Raw genomic sequence first — 20,304 nt, forward strand, 5'->3', positions numbered from 1 at the left:
CGAAGCTGGTGGTGGAGGGGGGTCCCCCTCTCGATGGGGCGACACCCCTCCGTCAGCACTTCGTGCCGACCCTCCCCTTGCAGGGGAGGATTGTTTCTGCCCTAAACCGGCGCGAAGCCCGGCGGCAGGCGCAAGCCGCGCGCGACCGCCAGCACCGCCTGCGCCAAGGGGCCCATCGGCGCGCTGTCCGACACGATCACGCCCACCCGGCTGCCCTCCCCCATATCGGGCAGCGGCGCGGTGCGCGCCCAGCGCAGCCCGTCCAGCAGGGCGGCATGGCTGTCGGGAATGATCGAACAGAGCCGCCCCTGCTGCACCAGTCCCAGCAGCGCGACATAGGAGTCGGCGGTCACCAGAGGTCGCAGCGCCAGCCCGCGATCGGCCAGCCGCGCGTCCAATATCCGCCGGTTCTGCATCCCCTGATGCAGTAGGCACAGCGGCAGGCCCGCAACGTCCGCCCAGTCGATGACAGCGGGGATCGACACGCCATCCACCGCGCTGACCAGCATTGCCCGTTCGGCATAGAGCGGCACCGACAGGGCATGAGCGGGCGGCTCGAAATCCAGATAGGTCAGGCCCGCGTCCAGCTCGAACGCGGCGAGTTCGCGCTCGATCTGGCGGGACGTCAGCGCACGGACGGAGATATTCAGGCCCGGATGCCGTTCCAGCATGGCGGTTGCCAGACAGCCGATCGCGGGCATGGCGGCAGGTATCGCACCCAGCCGCAATTCCCCTTTGAGCGGCCCGCGCGCGGTTTCCGCCGCCTGCCCCAGCGCCTCGGCGGCGGCCACCAGTTGCCGCGCCCATGGCAGCACCGCCTCCCCCTCCGGCGTCAATCCGGCATATTTGCGGTCGCGCCGGATCAGCCTTTTGCCCAGTTGCGATTCCAGCGTGGCGATGCCCGCCGACAATGTGGGTTGCGACACGTTGCACTGCGCCGCCGCCCGCGCAAAATGGCCTTCGCGCTCCAGCGCCAGGAAATATTCGACAAGGCGGGTCTGCATCTATTTGCTATAGGCCTGATAGAAGGGCGCTATCAAGGAAGCATCATGGCGGAACAGCGGATATTGGGCGCGGTGCTGGCAGGGGGCCGGTCCAGCCGCTTTGGCAGCGACAAGGCGCTGGCGCCGATGCCGGACGGGCGGACATTGCTGGACCATGCGATCGCGGGCCTGACGCCCCATGTTGCGCAGGTTGTGATCTGCGGACGGAACGGTGGCCTGACCGATCGACCCGCGCCGGACATGGGACCACTGGGCGGGCTGAACGCAGCGCTGCATCATGCGCACGACCATGGTTTTACGGGCGTTTTGACGACCGGGTGCGACATGCCACTCTATCCGGCGGACCTGCCCGCCGCGCTGATCGGGGCGGATGCGGCCATATTGAAGGGTCAGCAATTGCTCGGCTGGTGGCCGGTGTCGCTGGCCGCCGAACTCGACGCGCATCTGGCGGAGGCGAATAACCGCTCCATCTATGGCTGGCTCGACCGTATCGGCGCGCGGGTGGTGGAGATGCCGGGGCTGGTGTTGCCCAATATCAACCGGCCGGAGGATCTGGCGGGGTTATAATGCCCAACATCCGTTCGTTTCGAGCGCAGTCGAGAAACGGGGGCGCTGTGTCCAGGTTTCTCGACTTCGCTCGAAACGAACGGAGGTGGTTAGGCAGGCAGCGCCACGCTCGCCCCAACCCCCACCGGCACGCGCGTGCCCGCCACCGCTTCGCCGATCAGCAAGAGCGTCGGATCTTCATCGCTGATCGTCTGCACCAGGAAAGCCAGCGCCGACAACCTGCCCCGAATCAGCCTTTCGCTGGGCAGCGACACATTGACCGCGACCATTACCGGCGTTTCCGGGTCGCGCCCCGCTGCGATCAGGCTGCGCGCAATCTCGCCCGCCGCCGCGCGCCCCATATAGATGCCGATCGTCCCGCCCGGTCGCGCCAGCGCGTCCCAGTCGAGTTTCAACGGTTCGCCCGCTTTCAGATGCGCGGTCACGAGCGTCAGCCCGCGCGCCTTGCCACGCAGGGTGAGCGACGCATGGCCGCTGGCCGCCGCCGCGCTGGCCGTCGTGATGCCGGGGCAGATGCGCACCGCTATGCCCGCGTCACCCAGATGGTCCATTTCCTCGGCCGACCGTCCGAACACCGACGGATCGCCGCCCTTCAGCCGCACCACCCGCTTGCCCGCCTTTGCCGCGCCAAGCAGCAGATCGTTGATGCTTTCCTGCTGCTTGCTGTGGCGGCCGGAGCGTTTGCCCACGCTCACCCGCTCGACCCCCGCGGGGATCAGGTCCAGCACCCCCGGCCCGACCAGCGCGTCGTAAAAGACGATATCGGCTGCGGCAATCAGCTTTTCCGCCTTGCGCGTCAGCAGGTCCGGGTCTCCCGGCCCGGCACCGACCAGCCAAACCTGTCCGGGCGCGATCAGTTCATTCGGCTGCATGAAGCGTCTCCTGCTGCGCCTGCGCGAGAATGTTGGCCAGCGCCGGACGGCACGAACCGCAATTGGTCCCCGCCCCCAATGCTGCGCCGATCGCCGGGACATCGACCAGACTCTGTTCGCGAATGGCCCGGACGATATTGTTCAAACCAATGTCGAAACAGACGCAGATGATCGCGCCCTTGTCGGGCTGATTGCCCGGTCCGCGCGCCGCCAGCACCGAAGCGCCGACGCCCTCGACCGCCAATTGCCCGATCAGCCAGTCGCGGGTGGGCAGGATTCCGCTGCGCGTGACGATCAGCACGCCCGCCAGCTTGCCATCGCGGATGATCGCGACGCGGCGGGTGCCGCGCGTCATGTCGATCGCCTCGACCCGGTCGCCCTTGGGCAGGCAGGTTTCCAGCCGCGCCGGATCGCCATTGCCCGCCACTTCATAGAGCGCGCCGCCCGACACGGTGATGCGCGTCGCCCACAGGCATGGCACGCGGACGGGTTCGCTCCCGCGCAGGATCAGAAAGCCCTTCCATTCGGTGGCGACTTTTTCGACCCGGACCGGAGTGGATTTGAACCCCGGCTGGCCCGAATGGGGATCGACCAGCGGGCGCGGGAGCAGACCGGTGCGCCCGCCGCTCGATTGCTGGTCGGTCCAGTGGATCGGGGTAAAGACTTCGCCGGGGCGCTGGCCATCGCTGATCCGCGCCCGGAACAGGCTTTCGCCCTGCGGCGTCGATACGCGGGCCAGATCGCCATCGGCAATGCCCAGCGCTGTGGCGTCTTGCGGGTGGACCTCGACCAACGGCTCCTCGCGGTGGCGCGCCAATTTGGGGCTGAGGCCGGTGCGGGTCATCGTGTGCCACTGGTCACGATAGCGCCCGGTGTTGAGCGTCATCGGCCAGTCCCGTAGCGGACCCTGCAAATCCATCTGGCTGACCGGCAGCAATCGCGCCTTGCCATCGGGGGTCGAAAAGCGCCCATCGGCAAAGGGCGCGTCACCCCAGCGGAACGGCTCCATCGCCTCATAGGCTTCATTGCCCATGGTCGCCTGAGCGCGCAGGTTCAGCACCCGTGCGCCATCATTCTGATAGGCGGTCAGGCGTGCATGTTCGCGCCAGATGTCGGCGGGGCGATCATAGGCAAAGGCATTGCGCCATCCCATGCGGCGCGCGACTTCGGTGACGATCCACCAGTCGGGCCTGGCTTCGCCGGGCAGCGGCAGCAGCGCGCGCTGGCGGCTGATCGTGCGGTCGGAGTTGGTGACGGTGCCGTCCTTCTCGCCCCAGGCGGCGGCGGGCAGGCGGACATGGGCGTGGACGGCGGTGTCGGTGGTGGCCATCACGTCCGACACGACGAGGAAGGGGACCGCTTCCAGCGCTTCGCGGACGCGGTTGGCGTCGGGCAGCGAGACGGCGGGGTTGGTCGCCATCACCCACAGCGCCTTGATCCGGCCTTCGTTGATGGCGCGGAACAGGTCGACGGCCTTCAGCCCCGGTTTGGTCGCCATGGTCGGCGCGGCCCAGAAACGGCCGACGCGCGCGACATTTTCGGCTGCGAAATCCATATGGGCGGCCAGCGTGGAGGCAAGGCCGCCGACTTCGCGCCCGCCCATGGCATTGGGCTGGCCGGTGATCGAAAAGGGCGCCGCGCCCGGCTTGCCGATGCGGCCGGTGGCGAGGTGGAGGTTGACGATCGCATTGACCTGATCGGTGCCGCGAATCGACTGGTTGATCCCCTGGCTGAACATGGTGACAGTGCGCGGGGTCGCAGCGAACAATTCGTAAAATTGCTGGAGCAGGGCGGGCGACACATCGCACGCCTTGGCCGTGGTCCACAGGTCGTGACCGGTGCGGATCGCGTCCCAAAAGCCTTCGGGCGCGTTGACGCTGTCGCGCAGGAAATCCGCGTCCAGCAGCTTGCCCTGATCCATCCAGGCGAGCAGCCCGTTCATCAGCGCCACGTCGCTGCCGGGCCGCAGCGCCAGATGCAGGTCCGCGCCCTCGCAGGTTTCCGTCCGGCGCGGGTCGATCACCACCAGCTTCGTGCCACGCGCGGCGCGGGCAGCCTGGATACGCTGATAGACGATCGGGTGGCACCAGGCGGTGTTGGACCCGACGAGGACGATCAGGTCCGCCTCATCCAGATCATCATAGCTGGCCGGGACGACATCTTCGCCAAATGCGCGGTTATGGCCCGCCACCGCGCTCGACATGCACAGGCGGCTGTTGGTGTCGATATTGGCCGAACCGATGAAGCCCTTCATCAGCTTGTTGGCGACATAATAATCTTCGGTCAGCAACTGGCCGGAGACGTAAAAGGCGACGCTGTCGGGACCATGTTTGGCGATGGTTTCGCGGAAACGCTTGGCAACCATATCCAGCGCCTTGTCCCAACTGGCGCGCTTGTCGCCGATCATCGGGTGGAGCAGCCGGCCTTCAAGGCCCACCGTCTCGCCCAGATGCGTACCCTTGGAACAGAGCTTGCCCGCATTGGCCGGATGGGCCTCATCCCCCTTGATCGTCACGGCGCGGCCGCCCGTCGGGCTCGCCGCGATGCCGCAGCCGACGCCGCAATAGGCGCAGGTGGTGCGGATCGCTTGGCTCATCAGGCCGCCACCTTCGCCAGTTCGGGCCGCGCAATCAATATGCGGCCATCCTCCTGCTTCACCGCAATCGTCGGGGTGCAACCCTTATCCTCGCCCTGCGCCTCGCCGGTCTTGAGCGCGATGTTCCAGTTGTGCAGCGGGCAGGCGACGCTGTGGCCATGGACGATGCCCTGGCTGAGCGGCCCCTTTTTGTGCGGGCATTCATTGACCAGCGCGAAAATCTGGTCGTCGCCGGTGCGGAACACCGCGATTTCTTTCTCGTCGCCGATTTGAACGGTGCGCGCGCCGCGCTGCGGAATGTCGGCCAGCGTGCCGATGTCGATCCAGTCGGTCATATGTCTCACTCCGCCGCGATGGAGATGGGGTCAAGATGCTGGTGCAGTTCCGTGTTCGCACCGGCCGCACGTTCCGCCCAGGGATCATCCTGGCTGAAGCTTTGCGAATAGAGGAAGCGGGCGCGCAGCGCCTCACGGCCTGCATCATCCTCGACGATGCGCTGCTTCACATAATCCACGCCGACCCGCTCGATCCAGGGCGCGGTGCGTTCCAGATAGCGCGCTTCTTCGCGATAGAGCTGGGTGAAGGCCGCGCAATAATCGAGCGCTTCCTGTTCGGTCGAAACCTTGCACAGCAGGTCGGTAACGCGGACATGGATGCCGCCATTGCCCCCGACATGCAGCTCATAGCCCGAATCGACGCAGACCACGCCGAAATCCTTGATCGTCGCTTCCGCGCAATTGCGGGGGCAGCCCGATACCGCAATCTTGAACTTGTGCGGCATCCACGACCCCCAGGTCATCCGCTCGGTCTTGACGCCAAGGCCGGTCGAATCCTGCGTGCCAAAGCGGCACCATTCGGACCCGACGCAGGTTTTGACCGTGCGCAGCGACTTGCCATAGGCGTGGCCGGACACCATGCCCGCTGCGTTCAGGTCCGCCCAGACAGCAGGCAGATCTTCCTTCTTGATGCCGAAAATGTCGAGCCGCTGGCCGCCGGTGACCTTGACCATCGGCGCGTCATATTTCTCGACCACGTCGGCGATCGCCCGCAATTCGCGCGGGTTGGTCAGGCCACCCCACATGCGCGGAACGACCGAATAAGTGCCATCCTTCTGGATATTGGCGTGCATCCGTTCATTGACGAAACGGCTCTGCTGGTCATCGACATAGACGCCGGGCAGCGCGCACAGCAGATAATAGTTGAGCGCCGGGCGGCACGAAGAACAGCCGTCAGGCGTGGACCAGTGCAGCTTCTGCATCACTTCGGGGATGGAGCGCATATCCTGCGCCACGATTTCGCGGCGGACATCATCATGACCGAAACTGGTGCATTTGCACATCGTCTTGGGACCGGACTGGACATCGTCGCCCAGCACGACGCTCAGGATATTTTCGACAAGGCCGGTGCAGCTGCCGCAGCTCGCCGATGCCTTGCACCCTGCGCGCACCGCGTCCAGGCTGCACGCGCCCTTTTCGATGCAGGCGACGACCTGGCCCTTGCTGACGCCGTTGCAGCCGCAAATCTCGGCATCATCCGAGAGCGCTGCAACGGCCGCCTTAGGGTCCAGCGCGCCCCCTCCTTGGGCGAAGGCTTGGCCAAAGATCAGCAGGTCACGAATATCGCTGACATTTTCGCCGCGCTTGAGCAGATCGAAATACCAGCCGCCGTCAGCCGTGTCGCCATAAAGGACCGCGCCGACGATCTTGTCGTCCTTCACCACGACGCGCTTGTACACACCGCGCGACGCATCGCGCAGGACGATGTCCTCGCACCCTTCGCCGCCGGAAAAGTCCCCGGCGGAAAAGACGTCCAGACCCGCGACCTTCAGCTTGGTGGAGGTCACCGACCCCTTATAGCCTGTGTGCCGGTCGGTCAGGCCATCGGCCAGGCTGCGGCACATGTCCCACAGCGGCGCGACCAGACCATAGACATTGCCGTCATGCTCGACGCACTCGCCCACGGCCAGCACGTCGGCATCGCTGGTGACCATATGGTCATCGACCTTGATGCCGCGCCCGACATCCAGCCCCGCCTCGCGCGCCAGCGCGACCGACGGGCGGATGCCAACCGCCATCACCACCAGGCTGGCGGGTATCTGCGTGCCGTCCTTCAGACGCACACCCTCGACCTTGCCTTCACCATAGATTTCGGCGGTATCGGCACCGGTCAATATGGTCTGGCCCCGTCCTTCCAGCGCGTTCTTGAGCAGCCAGGCGGCGGCTTCGTCGAGCTGGCGTTCCATCAGTGTGGGCATGATGTGCAGCACGGTCACCTTCATGCCGCGCAGGGTCAGGCCATGCGCCGCTTCCAGCCCCAGCAGGCCGCCACCGATCACCACGGCCTCGCCGCCGCCGACAGATTTGCCAGCCTCGGCGGCTGCCAGCATCGAATCGACATCCTTCATGTCGCGGAAGCTGATGACGCCGGGCAGATCCTTGCCGGGGACGGGGATGATGAACGGGTCGGACCCGGTGGCGATCAGCAGCTTGTCATAGCCGATGGTGCGACCCGACTGGCTCGTGACAGTCTTGGCGGCGCGATCGATCGCAGTTACCGGATCGGACGTGATCAGGGTGATGCCATTATCATCATACCAGGCGCGGTCGTTGATGATGATGTCCTCAAACGTCTTTTCGCCCGCCAGCACCGGGGACAGCATGATCCGGTTATAGTTCACATGCGGTTCGGCGCCGAAGATGGTGACGCGATAGCGGACCGAGTCGCGCGCCAGCAGTTCCTCCACCGCGCGGCACCCGGCCATGCCATTGCCGACCACCACCAGATGTTCGCGCACATCGTCCATGGGTACGAGGATGTCGTCCCCGCTGTCCACGACCGGACTTAAACCGTCCTGCAATTCCATCCTCGTCACTCCAGAAAACAAAAAAGCCGCCATCCTGACCCCCGGTAAGAACCGAAAGTCAGGATGGCGGCTTTGCCATCATAGTCGCCTTGCCGATCCGTCCCTGGATCGATTTGGCTATGGTTGAAAGGGCAACATCGCCCTCTTGCAACGCACCATAAGCGGAATCGCTTGATGGCTCAAGCGATTCCTGCCCATGTCCGATTAATAGGCCCAGTCGGCCTGAAGCCACAGTTTTTGCGTGTCCGTGGCCATCGTCTTTGCATCATATTTGGCGTAGCGGACGGACAGTGCCGTCTTCTTCACCTTCGCGGATGCGATAAAGTTGATTTCGTCGCCATAATGCTGGTCCAGCCGGTCGCTGTCGAAACGGTGCCAGGCGACCTGGAGCGCGACAGCGGAGAGCGGGCCGAGCTGTTTCCAGCCATAGCCCCCGCCGACATAAAGGTCGCGGATACCGTTCGCCGGGGTCACCAAGAATTTGTCGGCCCAGCCCTGGAACTTGAAATTGGTGCCGAGCGGCGTCTGGAAACTGGTAAAAGCCGCCCCGCTGCTGGCCCCCAGCACTTCGTAACCGGCGTTGAGTTTCCAGCCCTTCACGTCCAGCGTCGCATCGGCCAGCCAATAATCCGCGCTGTAATTATTGGGGTTGGCATGATGATCGGCCTGCCTGGCATAGCTTAGCTGATAGGAGAGTTTCGCCGCCTTCGACAAAGGCCGTGCGCCTGCCAGCCGCACGCCATAGGTCTGGCTCGACAGGCGGAATGCCTGCATCGCGGCTTCATCCTGATCGACCAGATAGGCAAAGCCGCTCAGCGTGCCGACCGGCGTGACATAGGAAAGGTTGGCGAAGATATTGTCGCCGCTCACCGCCTGCTGCCGCGCGCCCTTGCCCTGGAAACCCCAGATGGTGCGCACGCTCCACGCATAGGAAACGTCCAGTTTCAGCCCCTTGGCAGGGGTCAGTTCCATCCGCATCGCGTCGAATGTCTGGCCATTGTTGCGGAAGGCGACATTGCCGACGAAACGCTCGTCATCCAGCGCGATCCGCTGCCGACCGCCGGTCAGCGTGACCATCTTGGTCTTGTACTGGAGCTGGGCGATATAGAGCGCGATATTCTCCGGATCGGCGACGATCGGCCGGGTCGCGGCACCGTTGAGGCCATCATAATATTTGTCGATTACCGCCAGATTGCCCTGGCCGATCACCGTGGCGCTCAGCGCGCCGCTGGTCGCGACAAGCCCGGCGCGGGCGCGGATGGTGAGCGCATCGGACTTTTCCGTTGGCAGACCTTCCTGATCGGCATGTTCGTAGCGCAACCGCGCTTCGGCCACCGGCTTGAGCTTGATGTCCTGGGCATGGGCCGCAGACATGGCGGTCCCTGCGACGGCCAATGTGGCCGCCGTTGTGAGCAGATATTTCATGATAGTCATCCCCCCTCGGATGATGTTGCGACCAATTTAAGGAGGCGGCCTTGCTGTAAAGGTCCGCCCCCGCCCCTCCAAACTCAGGTCAGATGCGGGCGCCCGTGCTCCAGGTCGCGCGCCACCGGGCCTTGACCATCGCCAGGCCGACAAAGGCGATGACCGCCAGACCGGCAAAGATCAGGAACCCGGCCGAAAAGCTGCCGGTCAATTGCTTGGCAAAGCCCAGCGAACTGGCGAGATAGAAACCGCCAATGCCGCCCGCCATGCCGACCAGCCCGGTCATCACGCCGATTTCGGCCTGGAAACGCTGCGGCACCAGCTGGAACACCGATCCGTTACCCGTGCCCAGCGCCAGCATGGCGAGGACGAAGAGGCCAAGAGCCGTCGCCAGCGTGGTGGCGAAGGCAACCCCTGCCAGCGCGACAGCAGCCACGACATAGACGATCATCAGCGCCTTCACGCCGCCGATCCTGTCGGCCAGTGCGCCGCCCATCGGACGGACCAGCGACCCGGCGAACACGCAGCCTGCGGTGCAATAGCCCGCCATGACCGGGGTCAGGCCGAACTGGTCGGTGAAGTAGATCGGCAGGCTGGCGGCGAGGCCCACAAAGCCACCGAAAGTGACGGCATAGAAGGCCATCAGCAGCCAGGCGTCAGCCTGCTTGAGCGGCTCGAAATAGTCGATCATCTTCTTGGCCGGCGGCGCATTGGGCGCGTCCTTCGCCATGATCATATAGATGACGAATACGATGGTCAGCGGGATGCAGGCCAGGCCCAGCACCGCGTTCCAGCCGAACAATTTGGCCAGACCCGGCGCAAACAGCGCGGCCAGCACGGTGCCCGAATTGCCCATGCCAGCAAGGCCCATCGCCTTGCCCTGATGCTCGGCGGGATACCAGCGGCTGGCCAGCGGCAGCGCGATCGCAAAGCTTGCGCCTGCAAAGCCGAGCACGACGCCCAGCGCCAGCGTGCCTTCAAAACTGTCGATGCCCATGGCCCAGGCGGTGAACAAGCCGATGATAACAATCACCTGGCTGATCGCGCCCGACAATTTCGGGCCGATCCGGTCGACCAGCAGGCCGTTGACGACGCGCAGCAGCGCCCCCATCAGCGTCGGCGTGGCGACCATCAGCCCCTTTTCGGCAGGCGTCAGCATCAGCGTCTTGGCGATCATCGGGGCGAGCGGCCCCAACAGCACCCACACCATGAAGGCCAGGTCGAAATAGAGAAATGCCGCGATCAGCGTCGGCGTGTGACCAGCCTTCCAGAAGCTGGTCGTGACGGGGGCCTGTTCACCCTCCTTGTCGCGATCCCAATATGCAGTTGCCATGATAGGTCATCCCAGATGCGAAAATGAACATAAAAAAAGCCGCAGGCCGGACATCACCCGATGGGGAGTCCGGTCAGCGGCTTTGCTGTATGATAGGTCGGAATGACGGTCCCGACCTTGGGATGGCGCATTCCTGTCAAACGCGCATCGTCGCGCGGTCAGTTATCTTATCTCGCGATTCGCGTTATGTTGCAAGGCACAATTTTTCGCCGAAAATCAACGCGGCGGCGCAAAGCCGCTCAGGAAATCATCGATTCGTTCCGGGTCGAACACGCGCTTGTCAAAGAAACTGTCGGGGCCGAGCGTCAACTCGCCCCGGCGCGATCCGACCGCCAGCGGCGAGGCGACTGCCCCTTCCAGCTTCATGCTCGCACCGGGCATCGGCACATTGCTGTCGGCCAGTGCGCGGCGGAATATGTCGGGACGGAACACCGCCCCGGCGCGTGTCGCCGTTGCCGGATCATGATCGACCATCCCCCAACGTACCAGCTGCGAATAGATCCACAGCGCCTGACTGCGCCAGGGAAAGGGCGTCGCCTCCCGCCCGAACAGCATGAAATCCGGGCTGACGATCGGTGGCTCCCCGGCCCGCGCGACAATGGCACCCGACAAAGCGCGATCGATCAGATAGGCGGGCTGGTCGACATAGTCCGGGCGGGCCAGCAGATTGGCAAGGTCATCCCTGTGCGCCGGATCGTCGCACCACGCCGCCGCCCGCACGAGCGCGCGCAGCAGCCGATCGACCGGTTCGGGATTTTCCTCCAGCCAGGATTCGCGGAACGCCAGCACCTTTTCGACGCCGCGCCGCCATATGCGTTCGCCGATCGCCACGGTTTCAGCCAGGCCCGCTTCCACCGCCGCGCTGCCCCAGGGTTCGCCCGCGATGAAGCCGTCTATCTCGCCCGCATGCATCGCCTCGACCGTCAGCGATGGCGGCAGGACGCGCAGCACCACGTCACGGTCCGGGTCCACGCCCGCGCTCGCCAGCCAGTAACGCAGCATGATGGCGTGGCTGGAAAAGCGATGAACCACGCCGATCACCGGCTTACGCCGCCACAGGCCGATCGCGGCGGCAAAATCATGCGCCGTACCCAGCGGATCGGCCAGACGGCTGGCAATGACCGGCTCCAGCGCCTTGGCAAAATCGCACGCCATCACCAGCATATTGCCGTTGACGTTCAGCTTGTAGGGCGCGGCCAGGGGCGCAGGCTGCTGGCTCAGCCCCAGCGTTACCGCGACCGCGAGCGGCGCCAGCATATGCGCGCCCTGCACCTGGCCATAGACCAGCCGGTCGCGCAGCGTGGCCCAGCTGGTGGTGCGGACGAGGTCGAGGGCGATCCCTTCTTCCTCGGCAAAACCCCGCTCACGCGCCGCCACCAATACGGCAGCGTCGGTCAGCGGCAGGAAGGCGATGCGCAGGCCTATCGTCATATTCCCCCTCCCAGCAGGTCGCTGGCGGTAATCAGCGCCTGCGCCACTTCCACAATCTTCTTGCCCTGATTCATCGCCGCCGTCCGCAGCAGCGCATAGGCATCCTGCTCGCTCAGCGATCGCTGGTTCATCAGGATCGACTTGGCCCGGTCAATGATCTTGCGGTCGGACAATGCGCTGCGCGCCTCGTTCAGTTCGCTCTGGATCTTGGCAAAGGCGTTGAAGCGCCGCACCGCCAGTTCCAGCACCGGCTTGACCCGTTCCTTGCGCAGGCCATCGACGACATAGGCGGACACACCCGCATCGATCGCCGCGCCGATCATCGCTTCGTCGGACTGATCCACGAACATGGCGATCGGCCGGGCCAGCGCGCGGCTGACGGTCAGCATCTCTTCCAGCGTATCGCGGCTGGGGCTGCCCAAATCCATCAGCACGACATCGGGGGCCATGCGTTCAAGACGCGCGACGAAGCCGCCGCGCGGCGGGACGATATGAATATCGTCATAGCCCGCTTCGTGCAGCCCCTCTTCCAGGACGCTCGCCCGCAATCCACTGTCATCGATGATGACGATTCGCATCTGTCCCCGCCTCTTCGCGCCCTGAGTGGCCGCGATGCTGCGCCGCGTCAATCATCGACATGCCGATCAGTGCGCGGCGGACATATCCACGTCCGCGCGTGGTTGTGGCGCAAGCCAGACCATGGCGGCCGCCACGAAAAGGATCATGGCCGAGATGAAGAAGATATGGTCGACCGCAATTGCCAGCGCTTCCTGATCAACGATGTTCGATATGATCTGCCGTATCTGATCGGTCGACAGGCCGATATTGGCCAGTGCCGATTGCGTATCGGCCGGCTGAAGCACGCCGGCCAGTTCATTGCGCGAAACCCGCTGGCCATCGCCCCAGCCGGTCAGCACCAGCGATGTCGCAATCGCAATCGCCATCGTGCGCAGAAAATTCTGGAGGCCCGCGGCCGACGCGGTCTCTTCGGGCCGCACCGACCCCAGCGTCAGCGTGGTCAACGGAATCAGGAAGAAGGGCATGGCAAAGCCCTGAATGAACTGGGGCGCGGCCATGCTCCAGAAATCGATCGAACTGGTCCAGTGGGCGCGCCACAATGTCATCAGGCCCAGCCACAGCACCGCGCCCGAAATCATAAAGCGCGGATCGACCCGGCCCATCATCCTGGCGGCGACCGGCGCGCTCATCAACGCGGCCATGGCGGTGAAGGCGGTGACGATACCAGCCCAGGTCGCGGTATAGCCCATGGACGTCTGGAGCCATTGCGGGATGACGACGATGCCGGAAAAATAGGCGCCAAAACACAATGCCAGCGACAGCACCCCGGTGGTAAAGCCGATATGGCGGAACACCCGCAGATCGACGATCGGATGCACCTCCGTCAATTCCCAGATGATGAAGGCCAGAAACCCGATCAGCGCGAGAATCGCCAATATGACGATCAGCGGATCGGCAAACCAGTCATGATCGCGGCCAAGATCGAGCATGACTTGAAGGCAGCCGATCCAGAAAACCAGCAACGCCAGCCCGACCTTGTCGATCGGCACGCGCGCCGTTTCCGTCTCGACCGGGCGCAGCAGCGCCATCGCCGCGAACACGCACAGGGCAGCGATCGGCAGGTTGATGAAGAAGATCCAGTGCCAGCTCCAATTGTCGCTGATATAGCCGCCGATAATCGGTCCCATCGCCGGACCCAGCAGCGTCGTCATCGCCCACAGGCCCATCGCCCGCGCCCGACGGTCGGGCGGGAATATGCGCAGCATCAGCGTCTGCGACATCGGCATGATCGGTCCGCCGCACAGCCCCTGCCCGATGCGACAGGCCACGATCATGCCCAGCGACATCGACAGGCCGCACAGCATGGAAAACAGGCCAAAGCAGATCATCGCCCAGATGAACATCTTCACGACGCCAAAGCGCTGCGCCAGCCAGCCGGTCAGCGGCACGCAAATCGCCTCGGCCACCGCGTAGGATGTGATGATCCACGTCCCCTGATCGGGCGTGATGCCCAGATTGCCCGCAATATGCGGCACGGACACATTGGCAATGGTCAGGTCCAGCACGACCATGAAATTGCTGAGCGCCAGCACCAGCCCGGCCAGCGTGCGCTGGCGCGGCGTCAGCCGGTCAAAGATATTGTCCTCGCCGCTCATGACCGGCCTTTCAGTGACGCGAAAGGTCGATCTCGACCTCCGTGGAAAAACCGACGCGCAACGGGTGCGCGGCCAGTTCCCTGGGATCCAGCGCGATGCGAACGGGCAGGCGCTGGACCACCTTGATCCAGTTGCCGGTCGCATTTTGCGCGGGGATCAGCGAGAGCGACGATCCGGTGCCGCCGGAAAAGCCCACAACCTTGCCATGATAGACGACATCGCTGCCATAAATGTCGGCGACCACCGTAGCGGGCATCCCCACCTTCACCTCGCGCAACTGGCGCTCCTTGAAATTGGCATCGACATAGACCTGCGCCAGCGGCACGATGGTCATGATCGGGCTGCCCTGCGCGACGCGCTGGCCGACCTGCACCTGCCGCTTGGTGATGACCCCGTCGATGGGCGCGCGGATCACCGTGCGATCCAGGTCCAGCTTCGCCGCGTCCAGCTTGGCCTGCGCCACCATCACGCCCGGATCGGTATCGACGCTCGACCCGATGACCAGCGCGTCATTGGCGGCCAGTTGGCCACTTGCCGCGCTGCGCGTCGCCTGCGCCGTGGTGACGCCCGCCCGCGCCAGATCCAGCGCAGCGCGCGCGGCAACATAGGCGGTGCGCGCGCTGGTCACTTCATCACCCGACACCGCGCCTTCGCCCACCAGCGCCTCGCGCCGTTGCAGGTCGATCCGCGCCTTGTCGGCATTGGCCTGCGCCGTCGCCAGCTGGGCGCGCGCCTGCGCGATGTCGGCGCCACGCGCATCGACCTGCGCCGCCAGCGCGCCGCTGGTCGCGCTGCTCTGGCGGAACCGGCGCTTCGCTTCGGCCAGATCGGCCTGCGCCTGCGCAATGGCGATGCGGGCATTGGTCGGGTCGAGCCGCACCAGCACGTCACCACGCTTCACCGCCTGGGTATCGCTGACCAGCACATGCGTGACCTGCGCTGCGATCAACGGCGTCACCTGCGCCATTTCCGCGTTCACATAGGCATTGTCGGTGCTGACATGATTGCGGCCGACCAGCAGATACCAGGCCGTCCAGAGCAGCCCCAGCACGATCACCGCCAGCGCCAGCCGGGTCAGCCAGGTCTTGCGCGCAGCGGCGCGATCGGCCGTTTGCGTGTCGGAGAATTCGGGGGCGGCATCAGCCATGCACAGCGTCCTTGGGCAGGGTGGCGCTGGCGACGAAACCGCCACCCAGCGCACGGATCAGGGCAATATCGAGCGAAAAGGCGCTGGCCTCCAGCGCCGAAACGGACCGGCGCGCAGCGATCAGTTGATCTTCGACATTCAGCACGTCGAGATAGGTGGACAAGCCGCCATCATAGCGTTTGCGCGCGATGCCATAGGCATCCTGCGACGCCGCCAGCGCCGCGCGGGCGTCCACCAGCCGATCGTCGAGGGTGCGGCGGCTGGTCAGCGCATCGGCGACTTGTTGATAGGCGGCCAGCACGCTCTTGTCGTAACTCGCCACCGCCTCGTCATAGCTGGCGCGCGCGCCGCGATACTGGCCCTGCAACGCCCCACCGTGGAAGATCGGCAGGCTGATCGCGGGACCGGCGCTGCCGAACAGCGAATCCTTGTCGAACAGGCTGTTGTAGAAGGGTTTGGCCGATCCGTTCACGCCGGTGCCGGTGAACAGCGTATCATAGCCCAGCGACTGGACCCCGATCAGCGCGCTCAGCCGCACCGCCGGGTAGAAATCGGCGCGGGCGACCTTCACCTGTTTCGCCGCCGCTTCGGTGCGGGCGAGCGCAGCGGCGATGTCCGCGCGGCGCGCGACCAGATTGGTGGTGACGTCGGCGGGCAGGCCGACCGGCATCAACCGGCCCTTGGGCGGACGGGTGATCGACAGGCCGCGATCCGGCCCGGCCCCCACCAGAGCCGCAATCTGATGCTGACGCAACGTAATCGCCATGCGCGCGCCCACCAGTTGCGCCCGCGCCGCCGCGACGGTCGCGTCCGACTGACGCACATTGCCGCGCGTTTCCAGCCCGTTCTGGCGACGGTCGGCGACCAGCTTCTGGCTGGCGATCCGAATATCGAGCGTGCGCTGTTGCAGTTCCGCTTCATCGTGGAGCCGCGCCAGATCGGCATAGGCGTCCGCGATCCCCGTGGTCAGCGCCAGCCGCGCCTGCTGCGCGTCCAGTTGCGCCGCGCGCGCCTGCGACGTGGCCGCCGCCAGCGCCGCCTTGTTCCGGCCCCACAGGTCCAGGTCCAATCCCAGATTGAGCGCGACCTGCCCGGTGCCTAGCCAGCCCTGCGGAATAAACTCCTTGGGCATCCCCATATTATAGCTTTGCTTGGTGGTCCCGACTTTCGCGTCCAGATCGACCGAGGGCAGCAAAGCTGCGCCCGCCTGTTGCGCCATGCCCTGCGCCTGCGCGAAACGGGCGGCGGCGATCGCCATGTCGGGCGCGTTGGCCAGCCCTTCCTCGATCAGCGCGGTCAGTTGCGGGTCGCCATAGGCGATCCACCAATCCTCCCCCGGCCAGCGGATGTCGGGCGCGCGAAGGCTGTCCTGCGCCGCGACGCTCTGCGCCGTGCGGATCGCGGGTGCCTGACCAAGATCGGGCACCGCCGCGCATGCCGACAGCAGCGACAGGGCGCCCACCGGGATCAGGAAGCGTTGGGGGGGAAACAGGCGACTCACCGACATGACAAACCGTACCATCCAGTATGAGAATTGCCCTTGCCGCTGTTGCGAGGCCTTGTCAACAAAATTGCCATACTCTATGGTACGGTTTAATGACAAGTCTCGAAACCCCTCCTCCCCCCAGCCGAAGGGAAGCGCGCCGCCTGGACCGGCGGGACGCCATCCTTATGGTTGCGCAGCGTTATTTCCTGGAACATGGTTTTGCAGGAACGACCATGTCGGGCATCGCCGCGGCTTTGGGCGGGTCCAAGGGGACGTTGTGGAGCCACTTCCCGTCCAAGGAAGCGCTGTTCTCCGCCGTTCTTGATCGCGCCACCCGCAGCTTTCAGGCGGAACTGACGCAAATCCTCAACCCCTGCGGCGAAGTGACGGCGACATTGCTGCGCGCCTGCAACAGCCTGATTGAAAAACTCACCTCGCCCGACGCCATCGCCCTGCATCGCCTGATCGTGGCGGAGGGGGGACGTTTCCCCGAAATGCGCCAGATATTCTTCGATCTGGCGCCCTTGCGCGTGCGCCATATGTTCAGCACCTTTCTGCAAGGTGCGATGGCGCGTGGCCAGTTGCGCGCGGCCGATCCGTTCGACGCCGCCCGCGCGCTGATTGCGCTGGTCATGTCGGGCAGCCACCAGCAAATGATGATGGGGCAGCTGGCTCAGACATCATCGGCGCAAACCGCCGCCGACGCCGATTTCGCCGTCACCACCTTCCTGCGCGCCTACGCCCCCGATAGCGCACCGTCCCCTGCCGGGCAGAGCGCATAACCCCGTCCTTTCACGGTGCGCAGCAGCGGCCAGTCATAGCCCCGGTCGATCTTGGCACGCAGGCGCGACATATGCACCTCCACACTGTTGGTGCCGGGATCAAATTCCAGCCGCCACACCGCGCGCAACAGCGCGTCGCGGCTGACCGCCTCCCCCGGTCGCCGCGCCAGGTGGAGCAGCAGCGCATATTCGCGCGCCAGCAGCGGGATCGCCCGCCCGGCCCGTTCGACCTGCCGATCGACCAGATGGAACAGCAGGTCGCCCACCCGCAATCGGGGCTGGTCGTCGCGCGCCAGCCGGATGATCCGCGCGACCGCTTCCCCTTCATGCATCCACGGACCGACCACATCCTGCGCGCCACCCTCCAGCGCGCGGGCGCGGGCGGCGGGATCGTCCACCCCCTGCCAGAGGATCGTCGCATCGCTGATGCTGACGCGCGGTGGATCGCTGCCTGGTCCCTGCATCGCCAGATCAAAGCCGCGTGCGCTCAGCGCCCGTGCCAACGGAGCGAAATCACTGCCCAATCCGTGACATTCGACCCGTCTGCCCACCCGTCATCCACCATCTGCTGACCCGCTGCATCCGACCGCCGACGCCGGGTAAAAACAAGCCAATCCCTATCCATTATGGATGGATCGCAGCGCATCCTCACACCCTGACCGGATCAGCGGGCTGCTGCTGCGCGCGCCCCTTTCCCAATGGGCCAGCCGCGCCGCGCCCGTCAGCCGCGTGCCGATCGCATCCCACGCCGTCCGCCGCATCGCGTCAGCCGGATGGTGTGCAGCAAAATCCTGCGCCAGGTCCATCGCATTGCCCGTGTCGGACCCCACCGCCAGCTCCAGCAGCAATTGCGCACTGGCCACGGTCATGCACTGGGCGATCGTGCCACCAACCGTGTCGAACCGATATTGCCGCCGCCAGCCCTGATCGGGCGCGCTGGCCAATATGTTGAGCGAGACCGACAGGGAATCGGGTGGCAATTGCGCATGAATGTCGCGATTGGCGCGGTAGAGCAGCATCCGCCCCTGCGACAAATGGCTGCGTTCAACGAAGCGCAGCGCCACCGCCTCTCCCGCCGCGCCCGCGACATCGCCGTCATATTCATAATAATCCGACACATAGCCCGGCCCCAGATAACCGATGGTCAGGAAATCAAAGCCATGGTCGTGCGGCACATGGTAGAGGAAGGGGGCCGGGCCGCTCATCCGCACCACATGGTCGCGCTCGGCCGGCCAGAAGGCAGCGCGCAGCACATATTTGCCCTTGGGCGGGCACAGCAGCATGACCTGCGCCGAATAGGGATTGGCCTGCCGCTGCCCGGCGCAGCGCGTCTTGAGTTCGGCAATCGCGAAATCCGCCAGAAAATTCCGGTTGCGCGACAAGGCCCGCAGCATCGGCGCGGCAGCGGCCAGCCCCTCCTCGCAGCCGGGGTCGAAGGCCGGACTTTCGCACCAGTCGATCAACGCATCCAGGTCGATCACCTGGTCATCGGTCGCAGGATCGATCAGGCGGGGCATGGCACGCCCCCGATCTGCGCCAGCGTCCGCACCGCCAGCGCGCGTACATCCGCGTCGCGTTCCTCATGTGCCATGGCGCGCAACGCTGGCAGCGCCCGCCCGGTATCGAGCGCCAGATATTCGCGCATCACCGCCCAGCGCTGCGCGGGGAGCGGCGTATCGAGCGCGTCGTCAAATTGCGCCGCCGCGTCGGCACGCCGCTGCGCCCGCAGCAGTGACAACAGCATCAGCGCGCGGGCATGGCCCTCATCCGCCTCCGCCCGCGCCACCAGCGCTCCGGTCACAGCATCATGGGTGCGGGAACAGACCGGCCCGTCCGGCGCAACCTGCGCGCGCAACAGCATTAGCGGTCCGTCGCCCGGCACTATGCGCAGCGTCTCGTGCCGCTCGTCCAGTTCCAGCACATCGCCCACCGCGCAATGCCGCTGCCCGGTCGGCACCGCCCGCTCCCGCTCCAGCCGGAAGCCGTCGCCGTACAACGCCCGGTTGAGCGGGCGGCACAGCATATGGCGGCCGGAAAAATGCACCCGTGCCCCCGCTTGCTCGACCGGGTCGATCACCGTCGCCGACAGCCAGATCCGCTCCGTCCGCGCCAGCACCAGATGCCGGGCCGCGCCGCTGCGGCTGGCGCGAAAGGCGGGCAGGTGCATGGGATCGGTGGCCAGCGCCGCACAGCCCTGCGCCAGCAGATCGGCAAACCAGCCTATATCGCGCAGCAACGGTCGGATCAGCGCCAGCGCGCGATCGGGCGGGGCATCTTGCGCCTCCGCGACGGCCTGGCCCAGCGCCGCCAAATTCATGGCATATCGATGATCGCGATCACGACGTCCATCAGGCTGATGTCCAGCACATCGCCATCCTGCAACCCGAACAGGCTGGCTCCGCCGGGCAGGTCGGCAATATCGTCAATGGTCAGTTGCGGCACGGTCTGCGGCATGAAGATCCTCCTTCTGTGGGTCGCAAGGGGGGAGGCTATGGCGCGCGCCTGCACCGGGCCAATTAAATGAAATTAATCGTGGCTAAGGGTCTGGCTCAAAATGCGCCTTCGGCGCATCCGCACCGGCCCTCACCCCCACCCGACCGCCCACAGAGTGTATCCTGAATGGG

At 65.4% G+C, this 20,304-nt stretch carries 18 protein-coding genes; 2 read left to right on the forward strand and 16 right to left on the reverse strand.

Annotated elements, in window-relative coordinates; all coding sequences use genetic code 11:
• Positions 1-101: 101 nt before the first annotated feature.
• Positions 102-1,004, reverse strand: coding sequence for a LysR family transcriptional regulator (locus tag EBBID32_RS05975; RefSeq protein WP_006952446.1), 903 nt, complete (start codon positions 1,002-1,004; stop codon positions 102-104).
• Positions 1,005-1,049: 45 nt separating this feature from the next.
• Between EBBID32_RS05975 and mobA the strand changes: the two genes are divergently transcribed.
• A complete protein-coding gene (gene mobA, locus EBBID32_RS05980; protein WP_006952447.1) occupies positions 1,050-1,571 on the forward strand; it encodes a molybdenum cofactor guanylyltransferase in 522 nt (173 codons plus the stop codon).
• A gap of 89 nt (positions 1,572-1,660) precedes the next feature.
• Here mobA and cobA read toward each other — a convergent pair whose 3' ends face one another.
• From cobA to EBBID32_RS06035, 11 genes are all read right to left on the reverse strand, one after another.
• Positions 1,661-2,443 (reverse strand): uroporphyrinogen-III C-methyltransferase, encoded by a 783-nt coding sequence (cobA, locus tag EBBID32_RS05985; RefSeq protein WP_006952448.1) that lies wholly within the window; start codon positions 2,441-2,443, stop codon positions 1,661-1,663.
• Complete coding sequence (locus EBBID32_RS05990; protein WP_006952449.1) at positions 2,430-5,039, reverse strand: nitrate reductase; 2,610 nt, start codon at positions 5,037-5,039, stop codon at positions 2,430-2,432. The genes cobA and EBBID32_RS05990 overlap by 14 nt, the downstream gene beginning before the upstream one ends.
• Complete coding sequence (nirD, locus tag EBBID32_RS05995; RefSeq protein ID WP_006952456.1) at positions 5,039-5,374, reverse strand: nitrite reductase small subunit NirD; 336 nt, start codon at positions 5,372-5,374, stop codon at positions 5,039-5,041. Before nirD ends, EBBID32_RS05990 begins: the two co-directional genes overlap by 1 nt.
• Positions 5,375-5,379: 5 nt before the next feature.
• A complete protein-coding gene (gene nirB / locus EBBID32_RS06000) occupies positions 5,380-7,902 on the reverse strand; it encodes a nitrite reductase large subunit NirB (RefSeq protein WP_006952458.1) in 2,523 nt (840 codons plus the stop codon).
• A 204-nt stretch (positions 7,903-8,106) separates the two neighbouring features.
• On the reverse strand, positions 8,107-9,327 hold the full coding sequence (locus EBBID32_RS06005) for an alginate export family protein (protein ID WP_006952460.1): 1,221 nt from the start codon (positions 9,325-9,327) through the stop codon (positions 8,107-8,109).
• An 88-nt stretch (positions 9,328-9,415) separates the two neighbouring features.
• Positions 9,416-10,660, reverse strand: a complete 1,245-nt coding sequence (locus EBBID32_RS06010) for a nitrate/nitrite transporter (protein WP_006952461.1) — start codon at positions 10,658-10,660, stop codon at positions 9,416-9,418.
• 216 nt (positions 10,661-10,876) lie between these two features.
• Positions 10,877-12,091 (reverse strand): CmpA/NrtA family ABC transporter substrate-binding protein, encoded by a 1,215-nt coding sequence (locus tag EBBID32_RS06015; RefSeq protein WP_006952463.1) that lies wholly within the window; start codon positions 12,089-12,091, stop codon positions 10,877-10,879.
• Positions 12,088-12,669 carry an ANTAR domain-containing response regulator gene (locus tag EBBID32_RS06020; RefSeq protein ID WP_006952465.1) on the reverse strand — a complete coding sequence of 194 codons (582 nt, stop codon included), beginning with the start codon at positions 12,667-12,669 and terminating at the stop codon, positions 12,088-12,090. Before EBBID32_RS06020 ends, EBBID32_RS06015 begins: the two co-directional genes overlap by 4 nt.
• A gap of 66 nt (positions 12,670-12,735) precedes the next feature.
• Positions 12,736-14,265 (reverse strand): DHA2 family efflux MFS transporter permease subunit, encoded by a 1,530-nt coding sequence (locus tag EBBID32_RS06025; protein ID WP_006952466.1) that lies wholly within the window; start codon positions 14,263-14,265, stop codon positions 12,736-12,738.
• A gap of 10 nt (positions 14,266-14,275) precedes the next feature.
• A complete protein-coding gene (locus EBBID32_RS06030; RefSeq protein ID WP_006952477.1) occupies positions 14,276-15,412 on the reverse strand; it encodes an EmrA/EmrK family multidrug efflux transporter periplasmic adaptor subunit in 1,137 nt (378 codons plus the stop codon).
• A complete protein-coding gene (locus tag EBBID32_RS06035; RefSeq protein ID WP_006952482.1) occupies positions 15,405-16,919 on the reverse strand; it encodes an efflux transporter outer membrane subunit in 1,515 nt (504 codons plus the stop codon). The genes EBBID32_RS06030 and EBBID32_RS06035 overlap by 8 nt, the downstream gene beginning before the upstream one ends.
• Before the next feature lie 164 nt (positions 16,920-17,083).
• Here EBBID32_RS06035 and EBBID32_RS06040 point away from each other — a divergent pair, with 164 nt between their 5' ends.
• Positions 17,084-17,680 carry a TetR/AcrR family transcriptional regulator gene (locus EBBID32_RS06040; protein ID WP_006952484.1) on the forward strand — a complete coding sequence of 199 codons (597 nt, stop codon included), beginning with the start codon at positions 17,084-17,086 and terminating at the stop codon, positions 17,678-17,680.
• On the opposite strand, the gene EBBID32_RS06045 is transcribed toward EBBID32_RS06040, so the two are convergent.
• The 4 genes from EBBID32_RS06045 to EBBID32_RS24460 all read right to left on the reverse strand — a co-directional run bounded on the left by EBBID32_RS06045 (position 17,635) and on the right by EBBID32_RS24460 (position 20,134).
• A complete protein-coding gene (locus EBBID32_RS06045) occupies positions 17,635-18,231 on the reverse strand; it encodes a winged helix-turn-helix domain-containing protein (protein WP_231382115.1) in 597 nt (198 codons plus the stop codon). The two genes, EBBID32_RS06040 and EBBID32_RS06045, sit on opposite strands and share 46 nt — an antisense overlap.
• Positions 18,232-18,297: 66 nt before the next feature.
• Complete coding sequence (locus EBBID32_RS06050) at positions 18,298-19,197, reverse strand: hypothetical protein (protein WP_006952493.1); 900 nt, start codon at positions 19,195-19,197, stop codon at positions 18,298-18,300.
• Positions 19,185-19,997: a hypothetical protein gene (locus tag EBBID32_RS06055; protein WP_006952494.1), complete on the reverse strand. Its 813-nt coding sequence runs from the start codon at positions 19,995-19,997 to the stop codon at positions 19,185-19,187. Before EBBID32_RS06055 ends, EBBID32_RS06050 begins: the two co-directional genes overlap by 13 nt.
• A complete protein-coding gene (locus EBBID32_RS24460) occupies positions 19,994-20,134 on the reverse strand; it encodes a hypothetical protein (RefSeq protein ID WP_006952495.1) in 141 nt (46 codons plus the stop codon). Before EBBID32_RS24460 ends, EBBID32_RS06055 begins: the two co-directional genes overlap by 4 nt.
• Positions 20,135-20,304 lie beyond the last annotated feature (170 nt).

It is taken from the genome of Sphingobium indicum BiD32, from assembly GCF_000382885.1.
Lineage (GTDB): Bacteria > Pseudomonadota > Alphaproteobacteria > Sphingomonadales > Sphingomonadaceae > Sphingobium > Sphingobium japonicum_C.